We start from the raw sequence: 20,340 nt of genomic DNA on the forward strand, positions 1-20,340 counted from the left end.
AGGGGCGTCAAGCACTTATTTGAACTTTATTCGGAATTCAATGTAATACGCCCAAAAGCCTTCTTGCCGGCCTGACAAACATGAGTCACGCCTACCTTGAAGATGAAGCCTCGATCAACCACTTCACCATCTATACGCACACCGCCGGAAGCCAACAGGTCACGGGCGATTGCGGAGTTCTTGACCAGACCCGCCTTATTAAGGACAGCAGCGATAGGCATATCCTCCGTACCTGATACGGATATCTCCGGCAGATCCTCTGGCAGTTCGCCTTCCTTCATACGATTGCCCGCAGAACGATGCGCGTTCGCTGCAGCCTCTTGGCCATGGAAACGCGCAACGATTTCTTCAGCCAGCTTGATCTTGATATCCCGCGGGTTCGCTCCCGCTTCGCACTCAGCCTTGAAACCTGCGATCTCTTCCATCGAGCGGAAGCTCAGCAACTCGAAGTAGCGCCACATTAGCGCATCAGGAATAGAGACCAGCTTGCTATACATGATGCCCGGCGCTTCTTGAATACCGACATAGTTGCCCAGCGACTTGGACATCTTTTTCACGCCGTCCAGACCTTCGAGCAACGGCATGGTCAGCACGCACTGCGCTTCCTGACCATAGGCGCGCTGCAACTCTCGCCCCATCAGCAGGTTGAATTTCTGGTCAGTACCACCCAGCTCGACATCCGCTCGCAGTGCAACCGAGTCGTAACCCTGCACCAGCGGATAGAGGAACTCATGGATGGCAATGGATTGATTCGACTTGTAGCGCTTGTCGAAATCATCGCGCTCGAGCATCCGCGCAACGGTGTACTGGGAGGAAAGGCGAATGAAGTCGGCCGGGCTCAGCTGATCCATCCAGGTAGAGTTGAACGCTACCTCGGTCCTGGCAGGATCGAGAATCTTGAATACCTGAGCCTTATAGGTCTCGGCGTAATCAAGGACCTGCTCGCGGGTCAGCGGCGGGCGAGTGGCGCTTTTACCGCTCGGGTCCCCGATCATGCCGGTGAAGTCGCCAATCAGGAAGATGACCTGGTGGCCCAGCTCCTGAAATTGACGCAGCTTATTAATAAGCACCGTATGCCCCAGGTGCAGATCAGGCGCGGTTGGGTCGAAACCGGCCTTGATACGTAGGGGTTGACCACGCTTAAGCTTCGCAACCAGCTCCGACTCGACCAGGAGTTCATCTGCGCCGCGCTTGATCAGCGCCAGCTGCTCTTCAACCGACTTCATTTCAGCCCCGCAATGCCTTATCTCAAAGGGAAACAACCATACAAGATCGCCGCCCAAATACAAGTTCTGACAACAGAAGGTCCACGAATCAGGGAACGATCCGAACGCGAACTTGCCTCAGGCGGGATTTGGTTATATTTTATACAGTTATTTCATCTTCATCATGTCATTCATCTTTTCCATTTCATCTTTTTCAAAGTCAAAACTACCTATGAACGACACTCCGCCTAAAGCGCCTCCGCTTTATCCGAAGAGCCATCTGCTCGCTGCAAGCGGTATCGCAGCCCTTTTGAGCCTGGCCCTTCTGGTTTTTCCATCCAGTGATGTCGAAGCCAAGAAAACTAACCTGAGTCTTGAACTGGAAACGCCAGTCGATCAGCTCAAGCAACAAGAAGACGCTCAAGAACAGTCTGAGGCCACAGAATCCTCCACGGATTCTCCATTCGCACAGATCGACAACAGCACTGACGAACCTGAAGACACCGCCAAGACCGAGCCGGCCGCGGTGGCAAAAAAAGAAGTGGCAAGCACTGCGAAAGGCTCGACGCACCGAGAGGTCGTAGTCTCCAAGGGCGACACCCTCTCTACTCTGTTCGAAAAGGTTGGTCTTCCTGCTGCCGCCGTCCATGAAGTCATTGCCAGCGACAAGCAAGCCAAGCAATTCAGTCACCTGAAAAATGGTCAGATTCTCCAGTTCGAGCTTTCTCCTGAGGGCAAGCTCAAGCAACTGCACAGCAAGCTCACCGAACTGGAAAGCATCAGCCTTTCCAGGACCGACAAGGGCTACACCTTTACACGCGACGTCAGCAAACCGAACGTACGCACCGCCTACATCCACGGGGTGATCAGCAATTCCCTGTCGCAGTCTGCCCAGCGCGCAGGGCTGAGCCACAGCATGACCATGGACATGGCCAATATCTTCGGCTATGACGTGGACTTCGCTCAGGACATCCGCAAGGGTGACGAATTCGACGTGATCTACGAGCAGAAAGTGGTAAACGGCAAGACCGTCGGCACCGGTAACATCCTGTCCGCCCGCTTCACCAACCGTGGCAAGACCTATACCGCAGTTCGCTACACCAACAAGCAAGGCAACACTAATTACTACACCGCAGACGGCAACAGCATGCGTAAAGCGTTCATCCGCACCCCGGTGGAATACGCCCGCATCAGTTCGTTGTTTTCGATGGGACGTAAACACCCGATCCTGAACAAGATCCGTGCTCATAAAGGCATCGACTACGCGGCACCGCGCGGCACCCCGATCAAGGCGACTGGCGATGGCAAGGTAATCCTGGCTGGCCGTCGTGGCGGTTATGGCAATACTGTGATCATCCAGCACGGTGAGACCTACCGCACTCTGTATGGCCACATGCAAGGCTTTGCCAAAGGCATCCAGGATGGTTCCAGTGTCAAACAAGGCCAGGTGATCGGCTATATTGGAACAACGGGCCTTTCGACAGGTCCGCATGTACATTATGAGTTCCAGGTCAACGGCGTTCATGTTGACCCGCTAGGTCAGAAGCTGCCGATGGCAGATCCGATCGCCAAGTCCGAAAAACAGCGGTTCATGCAGGAAAGCCAACCTCTTATGGCGCGCATGAACCAGGAAAAGGCCACCATGCTGGCCTCGAGTAAGCGCTGACCTATGACTTTATATGTAGGTGTTATGTCTGGAAGCAGCCTGGACGGGCTCGACTTCGCACTCGTAGAACACGATCACCGACCACGACTGCTCGGCACCTATTACATCCCTATGCCCGATGAACTTCGCGCAGAACTGCTCGGCCTGTGCTCTAGCGGCCAGGACGAGCTGGCCCGCGCGGCCATCGCCGAACAGAAATGGGTGCGTCTTGCTGCGCAGGGTGTAAAAACCCTGCTGGATCAGCAAAATGTGCAGCATGGTGAGATTCGCGCCATCGGCAGCCATGGCCAGACGATCCGCCATGAGCCCGCTCGCGGCTTTACCATACAAATCGGCAATCCGGCACTACTGGCGGAGTTGACCGGGATCACCGTGGTGAGCGACTTCCGCAAGCGAGATATCGCTGCCGGGGGTCAGGGCGCTCCGCTGGTACCTGCCTTTCACCAGGCGCTGTTTGACGATAACAAAGACTATCGTGCAGTCCTCAACATCGGTGGGTTCAGTAATCTCAGCCTGATAGAGATCGACAAGCCGGTATCCGGGTTCGACTCTGGCCCAGGCAATGTCCTGCTTGATGCCTGGATTCAGGCCCAACGTGGCCTGAGCTACGACAAGGATGGCGTTTGGGGCGAGAGCGGTACGGTGAACGCTGAACTGCTCAAATCCATGCTCAGCGATCAGTTCTTCCAGACCAAAGGCCCGAAAAGTACGGGTCGCGAGATCTTCAACCTTGGCTGGGTGCATCACCACTTGTTCCAGCTGCCGACGTTGAAGCCTGAAGATGTGCAGGCGACGCTGCTGGAAGTTACCGCATTGAGCATTACCGAGTCGTTGCAATCGGCCCAAGCGCAGACGAAGGATCTATTGGTGTGCGGCGGAGGTGTCCACAACAAGGCGCTTATGGCTCGTCTGGCGACATTGCTACCGAACACCAAGGTGTCAAGCACTGCCGAGTTCGGCGTCGACCCCGACTGGGTCGAGGCCATGGCTTTCGCCTGGCTCGCCCACTGTGCACTGGAAGGCGTTCCAGCCAATCGCCCGAGCGTTACGGGTGCGGCTGGCTTGCGTGTCTTGGGGGCCATCTACCCTGCGTAATACCTGCCAGAATGAAAAACGCCGCGCATATGCGCGGCGTTTTTCTTGTGAACAGGTTTAAAATCAGCGCTTCAGATCGAAAATGAAGAACCGCAACCGCAAGTAGTGGCGGCATTCGGGTTCTTGATGACGAAACGAGAACCCTCAAGTCCCTCCTGATAATCCACCTCCGCGCCTGCCAGGTACTGGAAGCTCATCGGATCGACAACCAGGCTGACGCCTTCGCGCTCGACAATGGTGTCATCATCGGCCACATCTTCATCGAAGGTAAAACCATACTGGAAACCGGAACAGCCGCCGCCCGTGACAAACACCCGCAGTTTCAGGCGATCATTGCCCTCTTCGTCGACCAGCGTTTTCACTTTGTGCGCCGCACCTGGGGTGAATTCCAGAGCTGTAGGAGTGAAGGATTCAACGCTCATGCTCAATATCTCCCGGCGATAAGCCGTCATAATGCGTAATGACGGGCATTATCCTCTTCTCCTAGAAAATCGGTCAACTATTTGCAGGGCAGCGTGAGCTGCAAGCGACACGCCGCACACGAGAGCACTGGCGTCAGGCTGATAGCGCTTAGGGAAGCAGGGCAGCGTGGGCCAGGCCCAAACGCTCGTCCAGTTCGAACATTATGTTCATGTTCTGCACGGCTTGGCCCGACGCGCCTTTGACCAGGTTATCAATGACCGATAACACCACCACCAGATCTCCGCCCTGCGGGCGGTGGACTGCAATGCGGCAGACATTGGCGCCGCGCACGCTGCGGGTTTCGGGGTGGCTGCCCGCCGGCATCACGTCGACGAAGGGCTCGTTGGCGTAACGCTTCTCGAACAGCGCCTGCAGATCCACCGACGTGTCGACCACGGTCGCGTAAAGGGTCGCATGTATGCCGCGAATCATTGGCGTCAAATGCGGCACGAACGTCAGGCCGATGTCGCCACCAGCCGCACGACGCAGGCCCTGGCTGATTTCTGGCAGGTGACGGTGACCCTTGACAGCGTATGCCTTGAAGCTTTCACTGGTTTCGGCATACAGCGAGCCAACGCTTGCCCCACGACCCGCCCCGCTGATGCCTGATTTGCAGTCAGCGATAAGACGCGTCGGATCGGCAAGCCCGGCTTCCAGCAGCGGCAGAAAACCCAGCTGTGTCGCGGTCGGGTAGCAACCGGGTACGGCAATCAAGCGTGCGCCGCGGATTTTCTCGCGATTGACTTCCGGCAGGCCGTAAACCGCCTCGTCCAGCAGCTCCGGTGCACCGTGCGGCTGGTTGTACCATTTGGCCCACTCCACCGGGTCTTGCAGGCGGAAGTCGGCAGACAAGTCGATGACCTTGGTGCCTGCCGCCAACAGCTCGCCGGCCAAGGCATGAGCGACGCCATGTGGCGTGGCGAAGAACACCACATCACAGGCACCGAGCACTTGGACATCCGGGACGCTGAACGCCAGTCCGTCGTAGTGGCCGCGCAGGTTTGGATACATGTCGGCCACTGGCAGACCGGCCTCGGAGCGCGAAGTAATCGCGACCACTTCAGCTTCTGGATGCTGTGCCAGAAGACGCAGCAACTCGACGCCGGTGTAACCCGTGCCACCGACGATACCGACCTTGACCATAACCTGCCCCTCAACGAAACCACTGGAAAGCCGCTGATAATAGGAGCCCATCGCCTGCGGGACAACCGTGAACGTGACGTACGGGCCCACAAGCCACTACTATTTGGGCCACCGTGATTCTGGAAAAACTAAAAATGCTGTGGATAAAAGCGCTGCACATCGTTTCGATGGTCTGCTGGTTCGCCGGCCTGTTCTACCTGCCCCGCCTGTTTGTCTATCACTCCCTGAGCGAAGACGCCGTGAGCCGCGAGCGGTTCTGCACCATGGAGCGCAAGCTTTATCGAGCCATCATGGGGCCTGCCATGATCGCCACACTGGTATTCGGAATCTGGCTGATTACACTCGTCCCCGGCTACCTGCAACAAGGCTGGCTGCACGCCAAGTTGCTGTTGGTGGTTATCCTGATCGGCTATCACCATATGTGTGGCGCACAGGTTAAGCGCTTCGCTCGTGGCGAAAATGGCCGCAGCCATGTGTTTTATCGCTGGTTCAATGAAATCCCTGTATTGATCCTGCTGGCGATCGTCATTCTGGTCGTCGTCAAACCGTTCTGATGTGCGTGACAAGAGACGTATTTAACCAAGACAAGGAAGCCGAGTATGGCAGAGCACTTCAAGATCGTTTTCGAGGGACAACTGCGAACGGGTGTGGATCTGGAAACTGCACGCCTGAATCTGGCCCAACTGTTCAAAAGCGATGTGTCCGACGTAGACCGTCTGTTCACTGGCAAGCCCATCACCCTCAAACGCGGCCTGCTCCAAGACGACGCGCAGCGGTACTTGAAGGCCCTGCACGAAGCAGGTGTCGAGGCGTTCATAGAACCCGAGCAACCGGTGGCCTGGACCCTTGAGGAGATCGAGGAGCCTGCGCCCGCTAAGCCGGCGTTCGATTCCGCAGCATCGCCTTACGCCCCTCCCCGTTCTTCGGTGGTCAGCGACTGGTCAGCCGAGGGAGCGCTCAAGGTGTTCACGGTTCAGGGCCGTATCGGTCGGTTGCGTTATCTGGCCTGGACCATGGTGTTGAGTTTTGTGGGAATGCTGCTCGCAGCACTGTGTTTCGGGGTGTTGAGCATGTCGCTGATAGCGGGCGGCCTGCTCGGTACCGTGATGCTCATAGCGTTCATCGTGGTCAGCATCCAGATGAGTGCGCAGCGTCTGCATGATGCGGGCTGGTCGGCCTGGCTGCTGCTTGTGAATCTGCTGCCAGTGGTCGGCGGTTTCTTCCCGCTGCTGATGATGGTCATTCCCGGCAATGCGGGGCCGAACCGCTACGGTGCACCGCCGCCCAAGAACACCCGATCAGTCAAGGTACTCGCAGCGCTCTGGGTCGTGTTCCTTGCCCTGCTGCTCGTCGCAGGACTAATGGGCGGCCTGAAGAAGGTAAAAGAAGAAGTTCGAGCCACGACGGGTGATTATGAGCAAACCCTGCCCTATGACGACGACTCTGACGACGCTGCGCAACCGGACATTCCTGCAGACTCTCTGGAACCACCCGACAACGACGAAGACCAATAATCACAGGCAGCACGGAGGCTGTCTCAACACCCGCTCATTGGAGAAGTGCATGACCCGTTACGCCCTGGTCACAGGCGCATCCAGCGGCCTTGGCCTGGCCATGGCCGAAGCCTTGGCCCGCCGTGGTCGCGATCTGATTCTGGTTTCCCGTCACCGGGACATGCTGGAAAGTATCGCGATCGAATTTACCCAACGTTTTGGCGTCGAGGTGCTGTTCCGAGCTTGCGATCTGGGCGAGCCCCTGCGGCTTTCGGGTTTCCTGCTGGAGTTGGAGGAAGGCGAGCGACAGATCGACATGCTGGTGAACTGCGCCGGCATCGGTAACAGTGGGCCGTTTCTTGCGCAGGAATGGGCGCAGGAGCAGGACTTGCTGGACCTCAACGTGCTGGCGCTGACCCGTTTGTGCCATACCGTTGGCAACCTGATGGCTGTGCAGGGCGGTGGGCAAATCCTCAACGTGGCCTCGATCATGGGTTTTCAACCAGGCCCGTGGATGAGCACCTATGCAGCGAGCAAGGCGTTCGTGCTGCACTTTTCCGAAGGGCTGCGCGAAGAACTGAAAAAGACCGGCGTGAAGATTTCCGTACTGTGCCCTGGTCCCACGCGCACGTCGTTCTTCAGAACCGCCCAGCTCAATGCCGACAAGTTTACGGATGAAAAGACCATGACCGCAGAAGAGGTCGCGCTTTACACCGTGCGCGCACTCGAGAGGAACCGCGCAGTCATCATCCCCGGCTGGCGAAACCGCTTCCTGTCGCGCCTGCCACGCGTTGCCGGACGCTGGATGACCCGCAAAATATGGGGCTCAATGCTCAAGGCACGCACCTCGGCCTGATACGCTGCCGGAAGATAAACGGCTGGGCGTGTCTCGACACGCTCGGTAGACTCGGCTTACCCACCTCGAAAACGGAGCAACAAGGCTGTGGAGACTCTGTTCACCAAGATCATCAACCGGGAAATACCGGCGAAGATCATCTACGAAGATGACCAAGTGCTGGCTTTTCACGATATTGCGCCTCAAGCGCCGATCCACTTTTTGGTCATCCCGAAAAAGCCGATCGCGACTCTCAACGATGTAACGGAGGAAGACAAAGGCCTACTGGGTCATATTCTGTTCACCGCGCAACGTCTAGCCAAAGAACTGGGTTGCGATGAAGGCTTCCGCGTGGTCATGAACACCAATGAGAAAGGCGGGCAGACCGTCTATCACATTCACATGCACGTACTGGGCAACCGTCAGATGACTTGGCCGCCCGGCTGATTGACCGTTCAACGAATCCTTCCCGCCGAGCGTCTATCACGGGCATCGGCGGGCTGACGCAAGACAAGCCTCGCCACGTCGATTGAGGTAGACTGGCTGCCGTGGATTTATCCGGAGGTGCCCATGGCTACCGAACGTCACTACTCCCCTATCGACCGTTTTCTTCTGCAAGCCGATGCCGCAATGAAGACGCTGCTGCCTGTCAGCGCGCACGCTCATCGTCCTTCGCCTGCCATCGTCCAACCCGACACCAAGATGAGCGAGACCGACACCAAGCACGTGGCAGGTCTGATGCGCATCAACCATACCGGCGAAGTCTGTGCCCAGGCGCTGTATCAGGGGCAGGCCTTGACCGCCAAGCTGCCCCATGTCCGCAAGGCCATGGAGCATGCCGCCGAAGAAGAAATCGATCACCTGGTGTGGTGCGAACAACGCATCCATCAACTCGGCAGTCACACCAGTGTGCTCAACCCGCTGTTCTACGGCATGTCGTTCGGTATTGGTGCGGTTGCCGGCCTGATCAGCGACAAGGTGAGCCTGGGTTTTGTCGCTGCCACTGAAGACCAGGTCTGCAAACACTTGAACGAGCATTTGGTGCAGTTGCCGATCGAGGATGAGAAGTCCCGGGCAATCCTTGAGCAGATGCGCAGCGACGAAGAACAGCACGCCGAAGGCGCCATTCAGGCAGGCGGCTTCCGCTTCCCCGCACCGGTCAAGTTAGGCATGAGCCTGCTGGCCAAGGTGATGACCAAAAGCACGTACCGGATCTAAGCGAATCTGCACCCACAAAAAAGGCGCCTCGACAGGCGCCTTTCTTGTTTCCAGACCTGGCTGTTGATCAGCCCAGCTCGATGATTTCGTAATCGTGGGTAATCTCAACACCCGCATTGCCCAGCATGATCGAAGCCGAACAGTATTTTTCAGCCGACAACTCGATAGCGCGTTTGACCTGGGTCTCTTTCAAACCGCGCCCCTTGACCACGAAGTGCAGATGGATCTTGGTGAACACCTTGGGATCTTCGGCGGCGCGCTCGGCTTCAACAAAAGCTTCGCAGCTTTCGATTGGCTGACGAGCCTTCTTCAGAATGCTGACGACATCGAAGTTACTGCAACCGCCAAGGCCAATCAGCAGCATTTCCATCGGGCGCACACCCAGGTTGCGACCGCCGCTCTCCGGTGGGCCGTCCATCACAACGACGTGACCGCTGCCCGACTCGCCGAGGAACATGGCTTCACCCGCCCACTGAATACGCGCTTTCATCCCCAGGACTCCACTGCTTGAAAAAAGGCGGCCAGCTTAGCACAGGGTCCAGCTGTCGCTGAATGAACCGAAATAGCCGGGAAACGACAGAAATGTAGGAAATGTCTGAAAAAATGGCGAATACCCGCTGCCGAATGACGACAAATCGGAAATACTGCCGATACCTATGAGAATGCCCCAGGGCGCAGTTTTTTAACGGGATACACCCATGGTTGCCATGACCCCACCGAACAAAGCGAAACTGCTCGACAAACTGCTTCCCCACGCACAAAGAAAACGCTGCGCCGCCAAGAGCAACATCATTTGCGCCGGTGAACAATCAGAATCGCTGTACCTGATCATCAAAGGATCGGTCACGATCCTGATCGAGGATACCGACGGCCGTGAGATGATCGTTGCCTACCTCAACAGTGGCGACTTCTTTGGCGAACTGGGGCTCTTCCAGCAAGCGAGCATCAGCTCGGAGCGCAGTGCCTGGGTTCGCGCCAAAACCGAGTGCGACGTGGCCGAAATCAGCTATGCCAAATTCCGCGAACTGAGCCTGCATGATCCTGAGCTTATGTATGCAGTGGGGGGCCAGATGGCCGAACGCCTGCGTAATACCACGCGCAAGGTTGGCGATCTGGCCTTTCTGGATGTGACCGGTCGGGTGGCCCGCAGCCTGCTGGACCTGTGCAAACAACCCGACGCAATGACTCACCCGGACGGTATGCAGATCAAGATCACGCGGCAGGAAATCGGCCGAATCGTGGGCTGCTCACGGGAGATGGTAGGCCGTGTGCTCAAGTCGCTGGAAGAACAGAAGCTGGTACACGTGCGCGGTAAGACGATGGTGGTGTTTGGCACGCGCTGAAAAAACTACAGCCGGGCGAAGATCTCAGCGTAGCGCTCACTCAATCGCTCGAGAAATTGCGTTGCGGGGAATAGTTCGTGCAAGGCGATGTGGCTCTCGGCGCGGCAACGCTGATCAAGCTCGCACAGCTGATTAAAGCGGTTTACCGCATTGACCATCTCGACTCGCTCGTTATCCAGCAGCATTGCACCATGGGCCAACACCACCGGCCGCTGCCCACCCTGACTCTGGCGCCAGCGTTGCGCAGTACCGACCATCTTGCGGCCATTGAGATTGACGTTGAAGCGGCCGTCGCAGAATGCCCCTTCGACCTCACCTAACGAAGCAACGCCGCCCAGTTCGTTCAATACATCAAGCATCGGCTGACACAGACGCATGTAGGCCTTCTCAATGCGATCGCGATCCAGGTCCGATTTGGGTTGCACATAAACCAGCGCGACATTGACGGTCGCGGGTGATTGGGGAACCGGCTCGCCGCCGCTTTCACGCAGCAGCACCGGCCAGCCCATATCGATCAGGGTTTCACTGGCTTCAGTGAAGCCCTCAAGGCGACTGAGGCGACGCGGCATGACCAGCGCATGGTCGTTGGGTCGCCAGAACAGCAACCCGTAATCAGCCTCGGCGGCGCAGACCGCGGCCAACAGATCCTGTTCTGCCTTGAGGCCTTCTTTTACGCATGTGTCGATCAGCTGATGGGTCACGCGCAATCCCTGTGGCGATTCATCTGTGGCGGCTCAAAGATTAATCCAGCGTGCTGGATTTGATTGCCGCCGGCCCCTTCTCCGGGAAGAACAGGCGCTGCAATTCCACGCCCGGTTTTTCGGCGCGCATAAACGCTTCGCCGACTAGAAAGGAATACACGTCGCTGATTTCCATCAGTTCGACATCGGCACGATTGAGGATGCCGCTTTCGGTGATCACCAGACGATCGCCTGGAATACGGGGCAGCAGGTCTAGCGTGGTGTCCAGACTCACTTCAAAGGTGTGCAAATTACGATTATTGATGCCCACCAGTCGCGTATCGAGGGTTTTGAGTGCGCGCTCCAGCTCTTCGCCATCGTGTACTTCGACCAGCACATCAAGCTTATTGGCCTTCGCGACGGCGGCCAGTTCGGCCATCTGCACGTCGTCCAGCGCCGATACGATCAGCAGGATGCAGTCGGCGCCTAATGCACGCGCTTCGACCACCTGATAGGGATCGATCATGAAGTCCTTGCGAATCACCGGCAGCTTGCAGGCGCCACGGGCTTCTTTCAGATAGGCGTCGGCGCCCTGAAAGAAATCGATGTCGGTCAGCACGGAAAGGCAGGTCGCCCCGCCAGCCTCGTAACTCTTGGCAATTTCGGCAGGATGGAAGTTTTCGCGGATCACGCCTTTGCTCGGCGAAGCCTTCTTGATCTCGGCAATTACCGCCGGTTGCTTGCGCTTGGCCTGATTAATCAGTGCCTGCGCAAAACCGCGCGGCGCGTCGGCGGCGGCAACCAGGGCTTCCAGTTCGGACAAGCTGACGCTGGCGCGGCGCGCAGCGACCTCTTCGGCCTTACGGGCCAGAATCTTTTCCAGTACCGTCGGCACACTCATCCTTCATTCTCCTGTTTGAATACCGCTGTAAAAGCGCCCAACTCTTCCAGTTTTTCGCGAGCCAGGCCGGTATGCAGTGCATCGTGGGCCAGTTCCACACCCTCCTTCAACGTTGAAGCGTGGTCTGCAGCATAGAGCGCCGCGCCGGCGTTGAGCACGATCATTTCGGCAGCTTTCTGACCGTTCTCGGTCTTGCGGCGGCCCAGCGCGTCGCGAATCAAATCAAGAGATTGTTGCGGACTGTCGACCACCAGACCGAACAGGCTCTGGCTTTTCATGCCCAGATCTTCGGGCTGTACCCAGTATTCGATGACTTCGCCGTTTTTCAGTTCTGCGACGAAGGTTGGCGCGGCCAGGCTGAATTCGTCCAGGCCGTCCTGGGAATGAACCACCAATACATGTTTGCTGCCCAGACGCAATAAAACCTCAGCCAGCGGACGGCACAGGGCCTGATTGAACACGCCGACCACCTGATGCTTCACGCCGGCCGGATTGGTCAACGGGCCGAGCATGTTGAACAGGGTGCGCAGTCCCAGATCCTTACGCGGGCCTGCAGCGTGTTTCATCGCCTGATGGTGGGTTTGGGCAAACATAAAGCCGATGCCAACGCTGTCGATGCAGCGCGCCACCTGCACCGGCGTCAGGTTCAGATACACCCCAGCCGCTTCGAGCAGATCGGCACTGCCACTTTTGCCCGAAACCGCGCGGTTGCCGTGTTTGGCCACCGTGCAGCCGGCTGCGGCAATGACCAGCGACGCCGCCGTGGATACGTTGAAGATATTCGCGCCGTCGCCGCCAGTACCGACGATATCAACAACCCGATCCAGGGTATTGAGTTCGACGTGATCGGCCAGCTCGCGCATGACCGACACAGCACCGACAATCTCGTCGATCGTCTCGCTCTTCATGCGCATGCCCATCAGGAACGCGCCGATCTGCGCCTGCGTGCATTGGCCGGTCATGATTTCACGCATGACGTCACGCATTTCGTCGGTGCTCAGGTCCAGTTGATTTACAACCCGGCCCAGCGCCGTCTTGATATCCATTGCCATATCGAAGTGCCCTTAACCCTGACGAGTGCCGCCGGTCTGCTTGAGGAAGTTGACGAACAGCTCGTGGCCCTGCTCGGAGAGAATCGACTCGGGGTGAAATTGCACGCCCTCGACATTCAACGTCTTGTGACGCAGGCCCATTATTTCATCGACCGAGCCGTCTTCGAGCTGAGTCCATGCGGTCATTTCCAGGCATTCGGGCAACGTTTCGCGCTTGACCACCAGCGAGTGATAGCGGGTCACCGTCAATGGATGATTCAACCCTTCGAAAACGCCTTTGTCTTCATGGATCAGCTCGCTGGTCTTGCCGTGCATCACCTGGCGGGCGCGTACCACATCGCCACCGAATGCCTGGCCGATGGACTGATGGCCCAGGCACACGCCCAGCACCGGCAGCTTGCCAGCGAAATGTTTGATCACATCGATGGACACACCGGCTTCGTTCGGCGTGCATGGGCCAGGGGAAACCACAATGCGCTCGGGTTTCAGGGCCTCGATTTCGGCGACGGTCATCTCATCGTTGCGAATCACTTTGACGTCGGCGCCCAATTCGCCCAGGTACTGCACGACGTTGTAGGTGAAAGAGTCATAGTTATCGATCATCAGCAGCATTTTTGACACAACCTCTTGAATTTACTGACATTTATTCAAGTCTTCCTGATTTGGTACCCGCTGCAATACCCGCTTTTCGAAACACTGGACAGCGCTTCGCCTGCGGCATGTACTCGGGTCGGAAGACAGGTGTTGCGAGGCCGGGCAGCCCGGCAGGGGAATAGTCAGGCGCGCCAACGCCAACGGGCGTGAGCCTTGATTACGCGCATCAGGAGTTTGCTGACAATCGTCACGGGGGAGTCTCATCTATACGTTTTGGGACATTAACGCACAGGCCCACCTCGTGCAATATCATTGTACGATAGAAAAGCGCCATGAAATCCGGTCAGTGGGGCACTACGAAAGCGTATCAGAACGGCAGCGGGGAAAACTCGACCGCCCGACTCACCAAGGATCGCCCAGCTGGAAGCCTAATGGAAAACTACAAATTCTTGTACGAACTCTCACGGAAAGCGCTAGACGAGGAACTTGATCGATACAAAAAGCTGGACGAAAAAGCGAGTCGATTCGTCAGTATCTTGAGCGTCAGCATCGTTGGTTTTACAGCGTTGATCAATGCAGCAGCTCCTAAAATCCTCCCCATCAGCTCAGCCGGGCTGGCGGCATGGACCTTTATAGTTTTGGCAGTGCTCACCCTGCTGACGTTTTTCTCTGCCTGGCTAAGGATTTTCAGCAGCATCAAACTGGCTGACTCTCCCCGTGTCCATATAGATGAAGAGACGATCCACCTGGCGGCCACAGAAGACCTAATAACGATGTACGATTCCTTAGCTGGCTCATGCCAGGCCGCGACACTAGCTGCGCGGGGCGAACTTAAGAAAAAGACTGCCTGCCTTACGGGTGCCTACAAAGAGATTAGGTTTTCCACGTACCTACTATGTGCCTCAATTGGGGTATATTTCTGGATCGCTGCCATGCCAATAGGAGTAGTCAAATGACCGAAAGTAAAGAGCCGTCAAACGCAACCAAACCTGTCGATAGGCCGAAGCCAAATCCCGAGGCCAAAAAACCACCTGTCGTTATGGTCCTTGAAAATCTGCACAGAAAAAAATGACCCCTACCCTTGTTACCCGCTTCCCAAGCAGCTGATAACGAGGGTTCGATTCCCTTCACCTGCTCCAGCATTCTCAGGTGTTTGAGTTACCGCCATCCCTCAGAGGCGGCTGTTTCCCGCTGCAAACCTCTTCTCAGCATCATCACATCAGCTACTCCGCTCACCTCTGACCTGCCCGCTCTTTAAATCACGCACTTACGCCATGTCGCTGACCGCTCAAAAAGCTTAACAATAGTGCAACCGCTGGAAAGCGGCTCAATGGCATCTATGCTGTGAGTAACATCAAAACCTGGAGCATACGAGATGGCACGCTCAGAGAACGATCTATGCGCATGGACGGTGGATTGGTCAGTAGCGGAAGGAAAATTGACCTGCACGACGTGCGGGAAAAGCGAGATCGCCGGAAATCCCGAAGTCGCGTTCGAGCACGTTAGCCCTTGCCAAGGCGATAGATACCCATGGGTAAGACTTCATGACTCGTTAGACCGGCAGCGGGGTTGACTGAAGGAGCTGATTGATAGGGATTTGAACCCGACCGGCTCGCATCACTGCCCGCCATGGACAGCATTCATCAGAGTTTTCAACGCCTTTTCAAGGTCAGATACGGCGCTAACCGGCCTCGGTTTTGCCCTAAGATTTTATGACGACTTGGCGATCCTTCTGTGATCATAACACTTCGGACTTCTCAGGCAGCGGAAACTGTCGAAAGCTGAAGGCTTCTCTCGCCTTTTTAGCTTAAGTGGTGGAGCTAATGAACTCGCACGTCCGCCACGTCAAGAATTCTGCCATCACGCAACAAAATCTGAGGCGTCCGACGATAGCCCCCGTTTTGAATATTCATTGTCGATCTAGAATCCAGCGTCCCCCTCAGCTCGTAGACCGAATAACCTTCGGGGGTTTCACCGATTTTTTTGAGTGGAACGCTCGTAGAATCTTTACGCATAGCTCCCTCCGCAGTCAATGTAACACCACTTTTACCCGCGAGAGATGATCGTAGGCAAGCTGCAGCCTCAGATTTGGGGGATCTTGGGGAACAGGTCCACAACCAAAAGCGACAAGCCGGTGATCGTGGATCCATAAAAGGTGAAGCTCGGAGCGTTTGAACCGACTTCGCATTCACGATTTAAAAACAGACACCGAAAATTATAACCTCAATAGCTATCAGGTATTTGGCTAACATAGCTCCATATTTCGTCATCCGAGCGATCCAACTCTACAAGAATTTTTTCAATCTTACCTTGATGCTTACGCACAGGCTTGTATATTGTTTCACCTTTATCCTTACTAGTATCCAAGTACCCATTACTCACCATGTAGCGAAGAACCTGCACAAGACTTTTCTTATCTACATGAGTGAGTCCCTTAGTTAGGGTGTGCTCAAGCCTCCCATTACCTGCCTGGCGATAAACCTTTATAAGAATTGACACAAGAATTGTTTGAGCTTTTGTGAGCCCAGAATTTTTTATTGCAGTGAGCGTATCAATTAATTCAAAGTTTTTGATGTTACACTTCTGAATCCAATTAGGAACTCCAGTGTTAGACGAAATCCCAAATATGCTCTCGATATGGCAGTCGCGGATGACAACACCTGCGGGAGTGGTTTTACCAAGCTTTATTGATTCGAAAATTCCATCTACAAATTCGATATTTCTTATATTATCATTCTCAAAACCAAGATCGCCAAAATGTGGTTCATTGAACACAACACCTTGAAAGTCCAATGCATCGATATCGGATTTGCTAAGCGCAGATATGCAATCCGAGATAGAGATCTTATTGGCTTTTTCTCTATGAATTGCATTCTTTACGTAATTTATAAATGCGCCAGCCGATTTACCTTTTTTAATATCGTAGCCCAATATCGAGCTACCAAGATATTGAAGTGGATTTATCCATTTCAAGTCAGAAATTTTAGGGTCTGCCCCGTGAATTTTATCAGAAAGATCTAACGCCCGCAGTCCGTCCAAGATAAAGGTATCGACAAAATTTCGATCACTAGTCTCAGCACTAACACGCCCAAGCCCAGGCAGCCTTTGAAGCATGACGGTTGACTGCTCGTTCGGATAGGTACCCGTAATTTCGTGGAAAGCTTTTACAACTTCGTTTTCTGTCAACGGGCCGAAATTTTGCGACTTAGTTCGAGTAAGACTAGCTAACCTGATCAAAACCTTTTTTACGGTATCAGGGTCTAGAATAGCATGAATTTTTGAGTCACGTTTGCACATAGCATCAATAAATTCGTACCAAAACCCTATTTCATCTCCGCTGGAGGATTGAAATAAATAGGCAAGTTGATCATTGCTAAGACTCGCAATAGTTTTCAAAACGAGTGGTTTTTTCGGTAGCCAATCTGGCAGACTCACTCCAACTTCATTAATAGCCAGATATTTTGTAAATTCTTCGAAACTAAACTCATCTTTACATCTAGCGACAAGTGTCTTCTCGGCCGCCAGACCCAACGCAGAAAACATTTCCTGATCGCTATTAAAGTAATGATCCCTGCCAGAAACCAGACATCCTGCACCGACTTTGGATAGGAGGTCTTTCACACCCTGCAGCGCGTGCCTTCTCAGATTCTCAAGTGTCGTTTTGTTTTCACTCCAAGGCCGAGAACCAATCTCGTCAAACCCATCCAATAGAAAACAGAGCCGCTTGCCATTATAGGCTTTTATAACACTGTTCGTATCATTTTCCCCAATCCCGAGGTGCCTGAAATGTCTACGCATTATCTCGACAGCGCTCTCAAGCCCCCAAGTTTCTTTAAGATCAATCGCGATAGGATAGAGAAGCGTATCATCAACCCTTTGAGCCAGGATGTGAAATACTTCTTTAAAGCATCTACTTTTACCCGCACCGTAGTCACCGAGAAGAACAATTTTTTCTCCATTGACCAATTTCTGCGCAATATCAAAAACGCTAATTTCACTGCTATCTTGAAGCATATACCCTACAGGCGTATATGCCGTTTTGTCATCTTCACCCGTCGTTGGATCTACCGCACTCCCAAACTGCCGGTTAGATCTTACATTATTGTAAGTCGGAAAATCGAAAAACATTTTCCTAAAATCTTCAAAAGATATCACCTCGATGTAATTTTCTTTTCCAGCATCTTTCATACCTTGAGTAGGTGCAAAGTCACAAATTATAAAAGGCCTGACCATGACATTCTTGATCATCAGCCCCATTCGGACAGTTTGAATTTTACCTACATCCTCTCTCACCTTCTCCAAGGATTTGTTCTTAGTAATCTCTATAATAACAAGTTCAATTTCAGAAATTCTTATCACACAATCGAAATTGACTCCGGCGATACGGTCCGCGCTGGCAGGCCTATTCCAGATATATTGCGCATACTGCCGCACACTGTTTTCCAAATCGCTCCAGTTGCCCATGTCAATCCTTGAGTGTTAGTCAGAAGCAGCTAATTTGGCTGCGAATGTACTGAGAAAGGCCTACGCAGCAGCTTGTGAGACATGCTAGCGTAGGATAGGTGAGTTTGGCTAGCTTTGGGGATGAAGTCAGGCCAAGCACGGGCTAGAGCTTAAGGTAAGCTGACAACTTGGTATGTAAAGCTCCGAACAAGTGCGTCGGTCTGAGCTATATTCATTGTCAAACGACGTCTCACAACTCAGACAACACTTTGTTAAATCCGCATCAGTTTTGTATACCGCCACTAACAAGATCAGATATATGTGCACGCATGGACTAAACCACTCAAATTAACCGCCCCTAGGAAAGTTATCAAAATTCAAGTATTTATCTAAACAGTCCGTCGAAGACCCCAGTCTGCCAGTTCATGATTAACAGCTCCTCACTGAGTTCATTCCCCCTTAACCGCTGGTTTGAGTTTGTATACTGTACGCTGAGCTGCTGAACATGGAAGCCTTCAAATACGCGACGAATATCCGGGTGGTCATTGAGGCTTACCATTACTTTCCCTTTACATCGTCGCATGAAGTCTGCCATTCGCTCGTAATTTTCGAGTTCGAAGCCCACACCGTAACCAGCGGTTTGCCAGTACGGCGGGTCCATGTAATGGAAGGTGTGCGGCCTGTCATAACGCTCGGCGCAATCAAGCCAAGGAAGGTTTTCGACGTACGTACCGGCAAGCCGCTGCCACGCCGCTGATAGATTCTCCTCGATCCGCAGCAGGTTAATAGCCGGCCCCGTGGTGGCCGTACCGAATGTCTGCCCCGATACCTTCCCGCCGAACGCATGCTGCTGCAGGTAGAAAAACCGCGCAGCGCGCTGGATGTCGGTCAGTGTCTCCGGGCGGGTCATCTTTTGCCATTCGAAGATCTGGCGGGAGCTGAGTGCCCATTTGAACTGGCGGATGAATTCTTCAAGGTGATTTTGAACGACGCGATACAGTGTCACCAGGTCGCCGTTGATGTCGTTCAAAACCTCAACGGGCGCCGCCTGGGGCCGCATGAAAAAGAGGGCCGCGCCTCCGGCGAATACTTCGACGTAGCATTCGTGAGGCGGAAACAGAGGGATTAGACGGTCGGCAAGACGGCGCTTGCCGCCCATCCAAGGAATGATTGGACTAGACATGAATTACGACCTTTACTGTACGGATGAACAGTTGTTAGACTCGCCTCGCTTTGTGCACAAGGCAGGAGTCTTGGCTGGACTTGCAGTAAAGGGCTGCGGGTTCGGTGATCGGTCAGGGTGTTGACGCACCTTGGCTGATCGCTCCTTTTATGATGATTGACTCCGAGGTATGGAGCCTGTGGAAGCTGACTACGGTATTGACGATTGGCCCGACGAATTCACCCGCGAGGAAATGCTGGAGCAGCATGCGCATCTGCTCGAGGAGGAATGCCGGATGTTCAATGAGGAGTTGAGCCGTTATCGCAAGAACATGGCGAAGCTGATCGACATGCACGCTGAGGCGAGCGTTGAACGTGACAAGCTTCGTGCGGAGCTGGCAGCAGCAAACGCTCATATCTCTAGGATGAACAATGAAGCGTATGAACGTGGCAGAACAATTGGGGCGCTGAAGGGCATCCTCAGCCAGCGCGAAGCCGTGATGCGGCAGTTCAACGTCCCGCAGGTTTACTTCGGCTCACCCCTGACAGAGTTATAGGCACGCTGACAAGCCTGCCCAGCTATTCGAGCGGCGTCATAAGCTTTTGCCAGCTCTCCCGCTCGCTTGTCAGCCCTTTGGAACAGGTCGGAGAGCACCATGGCGGCGCGGCTGGCTGAAGCGCTTCGGAAGGAAGCTCCGGTATCACCGGTGGTACAGCTTGTTCGGGCAGCCAGTTTTCCTGCTGTTTCGCGCACCCGTTGCCCAGCAGCATCAGCACCGCCGCCATCAACAACTGCCGATTTCGTCTGTTCTTTCGCATCGCTTCCTACCTGGTTGATTGCTGCTTGACGGCGTTGCTCCTCGGTTCGATTTGCGGTGATCGCCGCAGCTAAGCCTTTCGCCTGAAGTGTTTGCTGGTCCGCTTGTTTCGCCTGCCACCGCTCATCAGCAACGGACTCCCCATGGTGGTATGCCCCATAGAGCGCCGCTGCCAGAACGGTCAGCATGCCTACGGCCACGTAGATGGACGCAGGTACACGCTTCAGACCG

General features: G+C 54.7%; 21 protein-coding genes. 10 read left to right on the forward strand and 11 right to left on the reverse strand.

The features are described 5' to 3' along the window. Positions 1–26: 26 nt before the first annotated feature. Positions 27–1,226 (reverse strand): tyrosine--tRNA ligase, encoded by a 1,200-nt coding sequence (tyrS, locus tag B3I26_RS14125; protein WP_296258421.1) that lies wholly within the window; start codon positions 1,224–1,226, stop codon positions 27–29. Positions 1,227–1,437: 211 nt separating this feature from the next. On the opposite strand from tyrS, the gene B3I26_RS14130 reads away from it, so the two are divergent. Both B3I26_RS14130 and B3I26_RS14135 read left to right on the forward strand, forming a co-directional pair. Continuing rightward, a complete protein-coding gene (locus B3I26_RS14130; protein WP_296258643.1) occupies positions 1,438–2,871 on the forward strand; it encodes a peptidoglycan DD-metalloendopeptidase family protein in 1,434 nt (477 codons plus the stop codon). A 3-nt stretch (positions 2,872–2,874) separates the two neighbouring features. Beyond that, complete coding sequence (locus B3I26_RS14135) at positions 2,875–3,966, forward strand: anhydro-N-acetylmuramic acid kinase (protein WP_296258423.1); 1,092 nt, start codon at positions 2,875–2,877, stop codon at positions 3,964–3,966. A 71-nt stretch (positions 3,967–4,037) separates the two neighbouring features. Here the strand turns inward: B3I26_RS14135 and erpA are convergent, their stop codons facing one another. Further along, positions 4,038–4,388 (reverse strand): iron-sulfur cluster insertion protein ErpA, encoded by a 351-nt coding sequence (erpA, locus tag B3I26_RS14140; protein ID WP_110951636.1) that lies wholly within the window; start codon positions 4,386–4,388, stop codon positions 4,038–4,040. A 148-nt stretch (positions 4,389–4,536) separates the two neighbouring features. Then, on the reverse strand, positions 4,537–5,571 hold the full coding sequence (gene argC, locus B3I26_RS14145) for an N-acetyl-gamma-glutamyl-phosphate reductase (protein ID WP_296258425.1): 1,035 nt from the start codon (positions 5,569–5,571) through the stop codon (positions 4,537–4,539). 134 nt (positions 5,572–5,705) lie between these two features. Between argC and hemJ the strand changes: the two genes are divergently transcribed. From hemJ to coq7, 5 genes are all read left to right on the forward strand, one after another. Further along, positions 5,706–6,125: a protoporphyrinogen oxidase HemJ gene (gene hemJ / locus B3I26_RS14150; protein WP_296258427.1), complete on the forward strand. Its 420-nt coding sequence runs from the start codon at positions 5,706–5,708 to the stop codon at positions 6,123–6,125. A gap of 45 nt (positions 6,126–6,170) precedes the next feature. Next, the gene (locus B3I26_RS14155) at positions 6,171–7,085 is read left to right on the forward strand and encodes a DUF805 domain-containing protein (RefSeq protein ID WP_296258429.1); all 915 of its coding nucleotides are present in this window, start codon (positions 6,171–6,173) and stop codon (positions 7,083–7,085) included. A 49-nt stretch (positions 7,086–7,134) separates the two neighbouring features. Next, positions 7,135–7,920 (forward strand): SDR family NAD(P)-dependent oxidoreductase, encoded by a 786-nt coding sequence (locus tag B3I26_RS14160; protein ID WP_296258430.1) that lies wholly within the window; start codon positions 7,135–7,137, stop codon positions 7,918–7,920. 87 nt (positions 7,921–8,007) lie between these two features. Continuing rightward, a complete protein-coding gene (locus B3I26_RS14165) occupies positions 8,008–8,346 on the forward strand; it encodes a histidine triad nucleotide-binding protein (RefSeq protein WP_296258432.1) in 339 nt (112 codons plus the stop codon). Positions 8,347–8,469: 123 nt separating this feature from the next. Next, the gene (coq7, locus tag B3I26_RS14170; protein ID WP_296258434.1) at positions 8,470–9,117 is read left to right on the forward strand and encodes a 2-polyprenyl-3-methyl-6-methoxy-1,4-benzoquinone monooxygenase; all 648 of its coding nucleotides are present in this window, start codon (positions 8,470–8,472) and stop codon (positions 9,115–9,117) included. A 67-nt stretch (positions 9,118–9,184) separates the two neighbouring features. Here the strand turns inward: coq7 and B3I26_RS14175 are convergent, their stop codons facing one another. Then, on the reverse strand, positions 9,185–9,607 hold the full coding sequence (locus B3I26_RS14175; RefSeq protein ID WP_296258435.1) for an OsmC family protein: 423 nt from the start codon (positions 9,605–9,607) through the stop codon (positions 9,185–9,187). Between the two features lie 208 nt (positions 9,608–9,815). On the opposite strand from B3I26_RS14175, the gene crp reads away from it, so the two are divergent. Continuing rightward, positions 9,816–10,460, forward strand: coding sequence for a cAMP-activated global transcriptional regulator CRP (crp, locus tag B3I26_RS14180; protein ID WP_296258436.1), 645 nt, complete (start codon positions 9,816–9,818; stop codon positions 10,458–10,460). A gap of 5 nt (positions 10,461–10,465) precedes the next feature. On the opposite strand, the gene B3I26_RS14185 is transcribed toward crp, so the two are convergent. The 4 genes from B3I26_RS14185 to B3I26_RS14200 are packed head-to-tail and all read right to left on the reverse strand — an operon-like array spanning position 10,466 to position 13,705. Beyond that, complete coding sequence (locus B3I26_RS14185; RefSeq protein WP_296258437.1) at positions 10,466–11,161, reverse strand: lipoyl protein ligase domain-containing protein; 696 nt, start codon at positions 11,159–11,161, stop codon at positions 10,466–10,468. Positions 11,162–11,201: 40 nt separating this feature from the next. Next, positions 11,202–12,041, reverse strand: a complete 840-nt coding sequence (gene trpC / locus B3I26_RS14190; protein ID WP_296258439.1) for an indole-3-glycerol phosphate synthase TrpC — start codon at positions 12,039–12,041, stop codon at positions 11,202–11,204. After that, positions 12,038–13,087 carry an anthranilate phosphoribosyltransferase gene (trpD, locus tag B3I26_RS14195; protein ID WP_296258441.1) on the reverse strand — a complete coding sequence of 350 codons (1,050 nt, stop codon included), beginning with the start codon at positions 13,085–13,087 and terminating at the stop codon, positions 12,038–12,040. Before trpD ends, trpC begins: the two co-directional genes overlap by 4 nt. An 18-nt stretch (positions 13,088–13,105) precedes the next feature. Continuing rightward, positions 13,106–13,705: an aminodeoxychorismate/anthranilate synthase component II gene (locus B3I26_RS14200; RefSeq protein ID WP_296258443.1), complete on the reverse strand. Its 600-nt coding sequence runs from the start codon at positions 13,703–13,705 to the stop codon at positions 13,106–13,108. A 413-nt stretch (positions 13,706–14,118) separates the two neighbouring features. On the opposite strand from B3I26_RS14200, the gene B3I26_RS14205 reads away from it, so the two are divergent. Continuing rightward, positions 14,119–14,643: a hypothetical protein gene (locus B3I26_RS14205; RefSeq protein WP_296258445.1), complete on the forward strand. Its 525-nt coding sequence runs from the start codon at positions 14,119–14,121 to the stop codon at positions 14,641–14,643. 1,267 nt (positions 14,644–15,910) lie between these two features. Here B3I26_RS14205 and B3I26_RS14210 read toward each other — a convergent pair. Then, positions 15,911–18,151 carry a hypothetical protein gene (locus B3I26_RS14210; protein WP_296258446.1) on the reverse strand — a complete coding sequence of 747 codons (2,241 nt, stop codon included), beginning with the start codon at positions 18,149–18,151 and terminating at the stop codon, positions 15,911–15,913. Positions 18,152–18,515: 364 nt separating this feature from the next. Continuing rightward, entirely contained in the window at positions 18,516–19,313 is a 798-nt protein-coding gene (locus B3I26_RS14215; RefSeq protein ID WP_296258448.1) for a DNA adenine methylase, read from the reverse strand. Between the two features lie 178 nt (positions 19,314–19,491). Between B3I26_RS14215 and B3I26_RS14220 the strand changes: the two genes are divergently transcribed. Further along, complete coding sequence (locus B3I26_RS14220; protein WP_296258449.1) at positions 19,492–19,848, forward strand: hypothetical protein; 357 nt, start codon at positions 19,492–19,494, stop codon at positions 19,846–19,848. Here the strand turns inward: B3I26_RS14220 and B3I26_RS14225 are convergent. Further along, positions 19,818–20,336 (reverse strand): DUF2514 domain-containing protein, encoded by a 519-nt coding sequence (locus tag B3I26_RS14225; RefSeq protein ID WP_409522034.1) that lies wholly within the window; start codon positions 20,334–20,336, stop codon positions 19,818–19,820. The genes B3I26_RS14220 and B3I26_RS14225 overlap by 31 nt on opposite strands. Positions 20,337–20,340: the final 4 nt, after the last annotated feature.

The sequence above is a fragment of the Pseudomonas sp. UBA5706 genome, from assembly GCF_002419965.1.
GTDB lineage: Bacteria > Pseudomonadota > Gammaproteobacteria > Pseudomonadales > Pseudomonadaceae > Aquipseudomonas.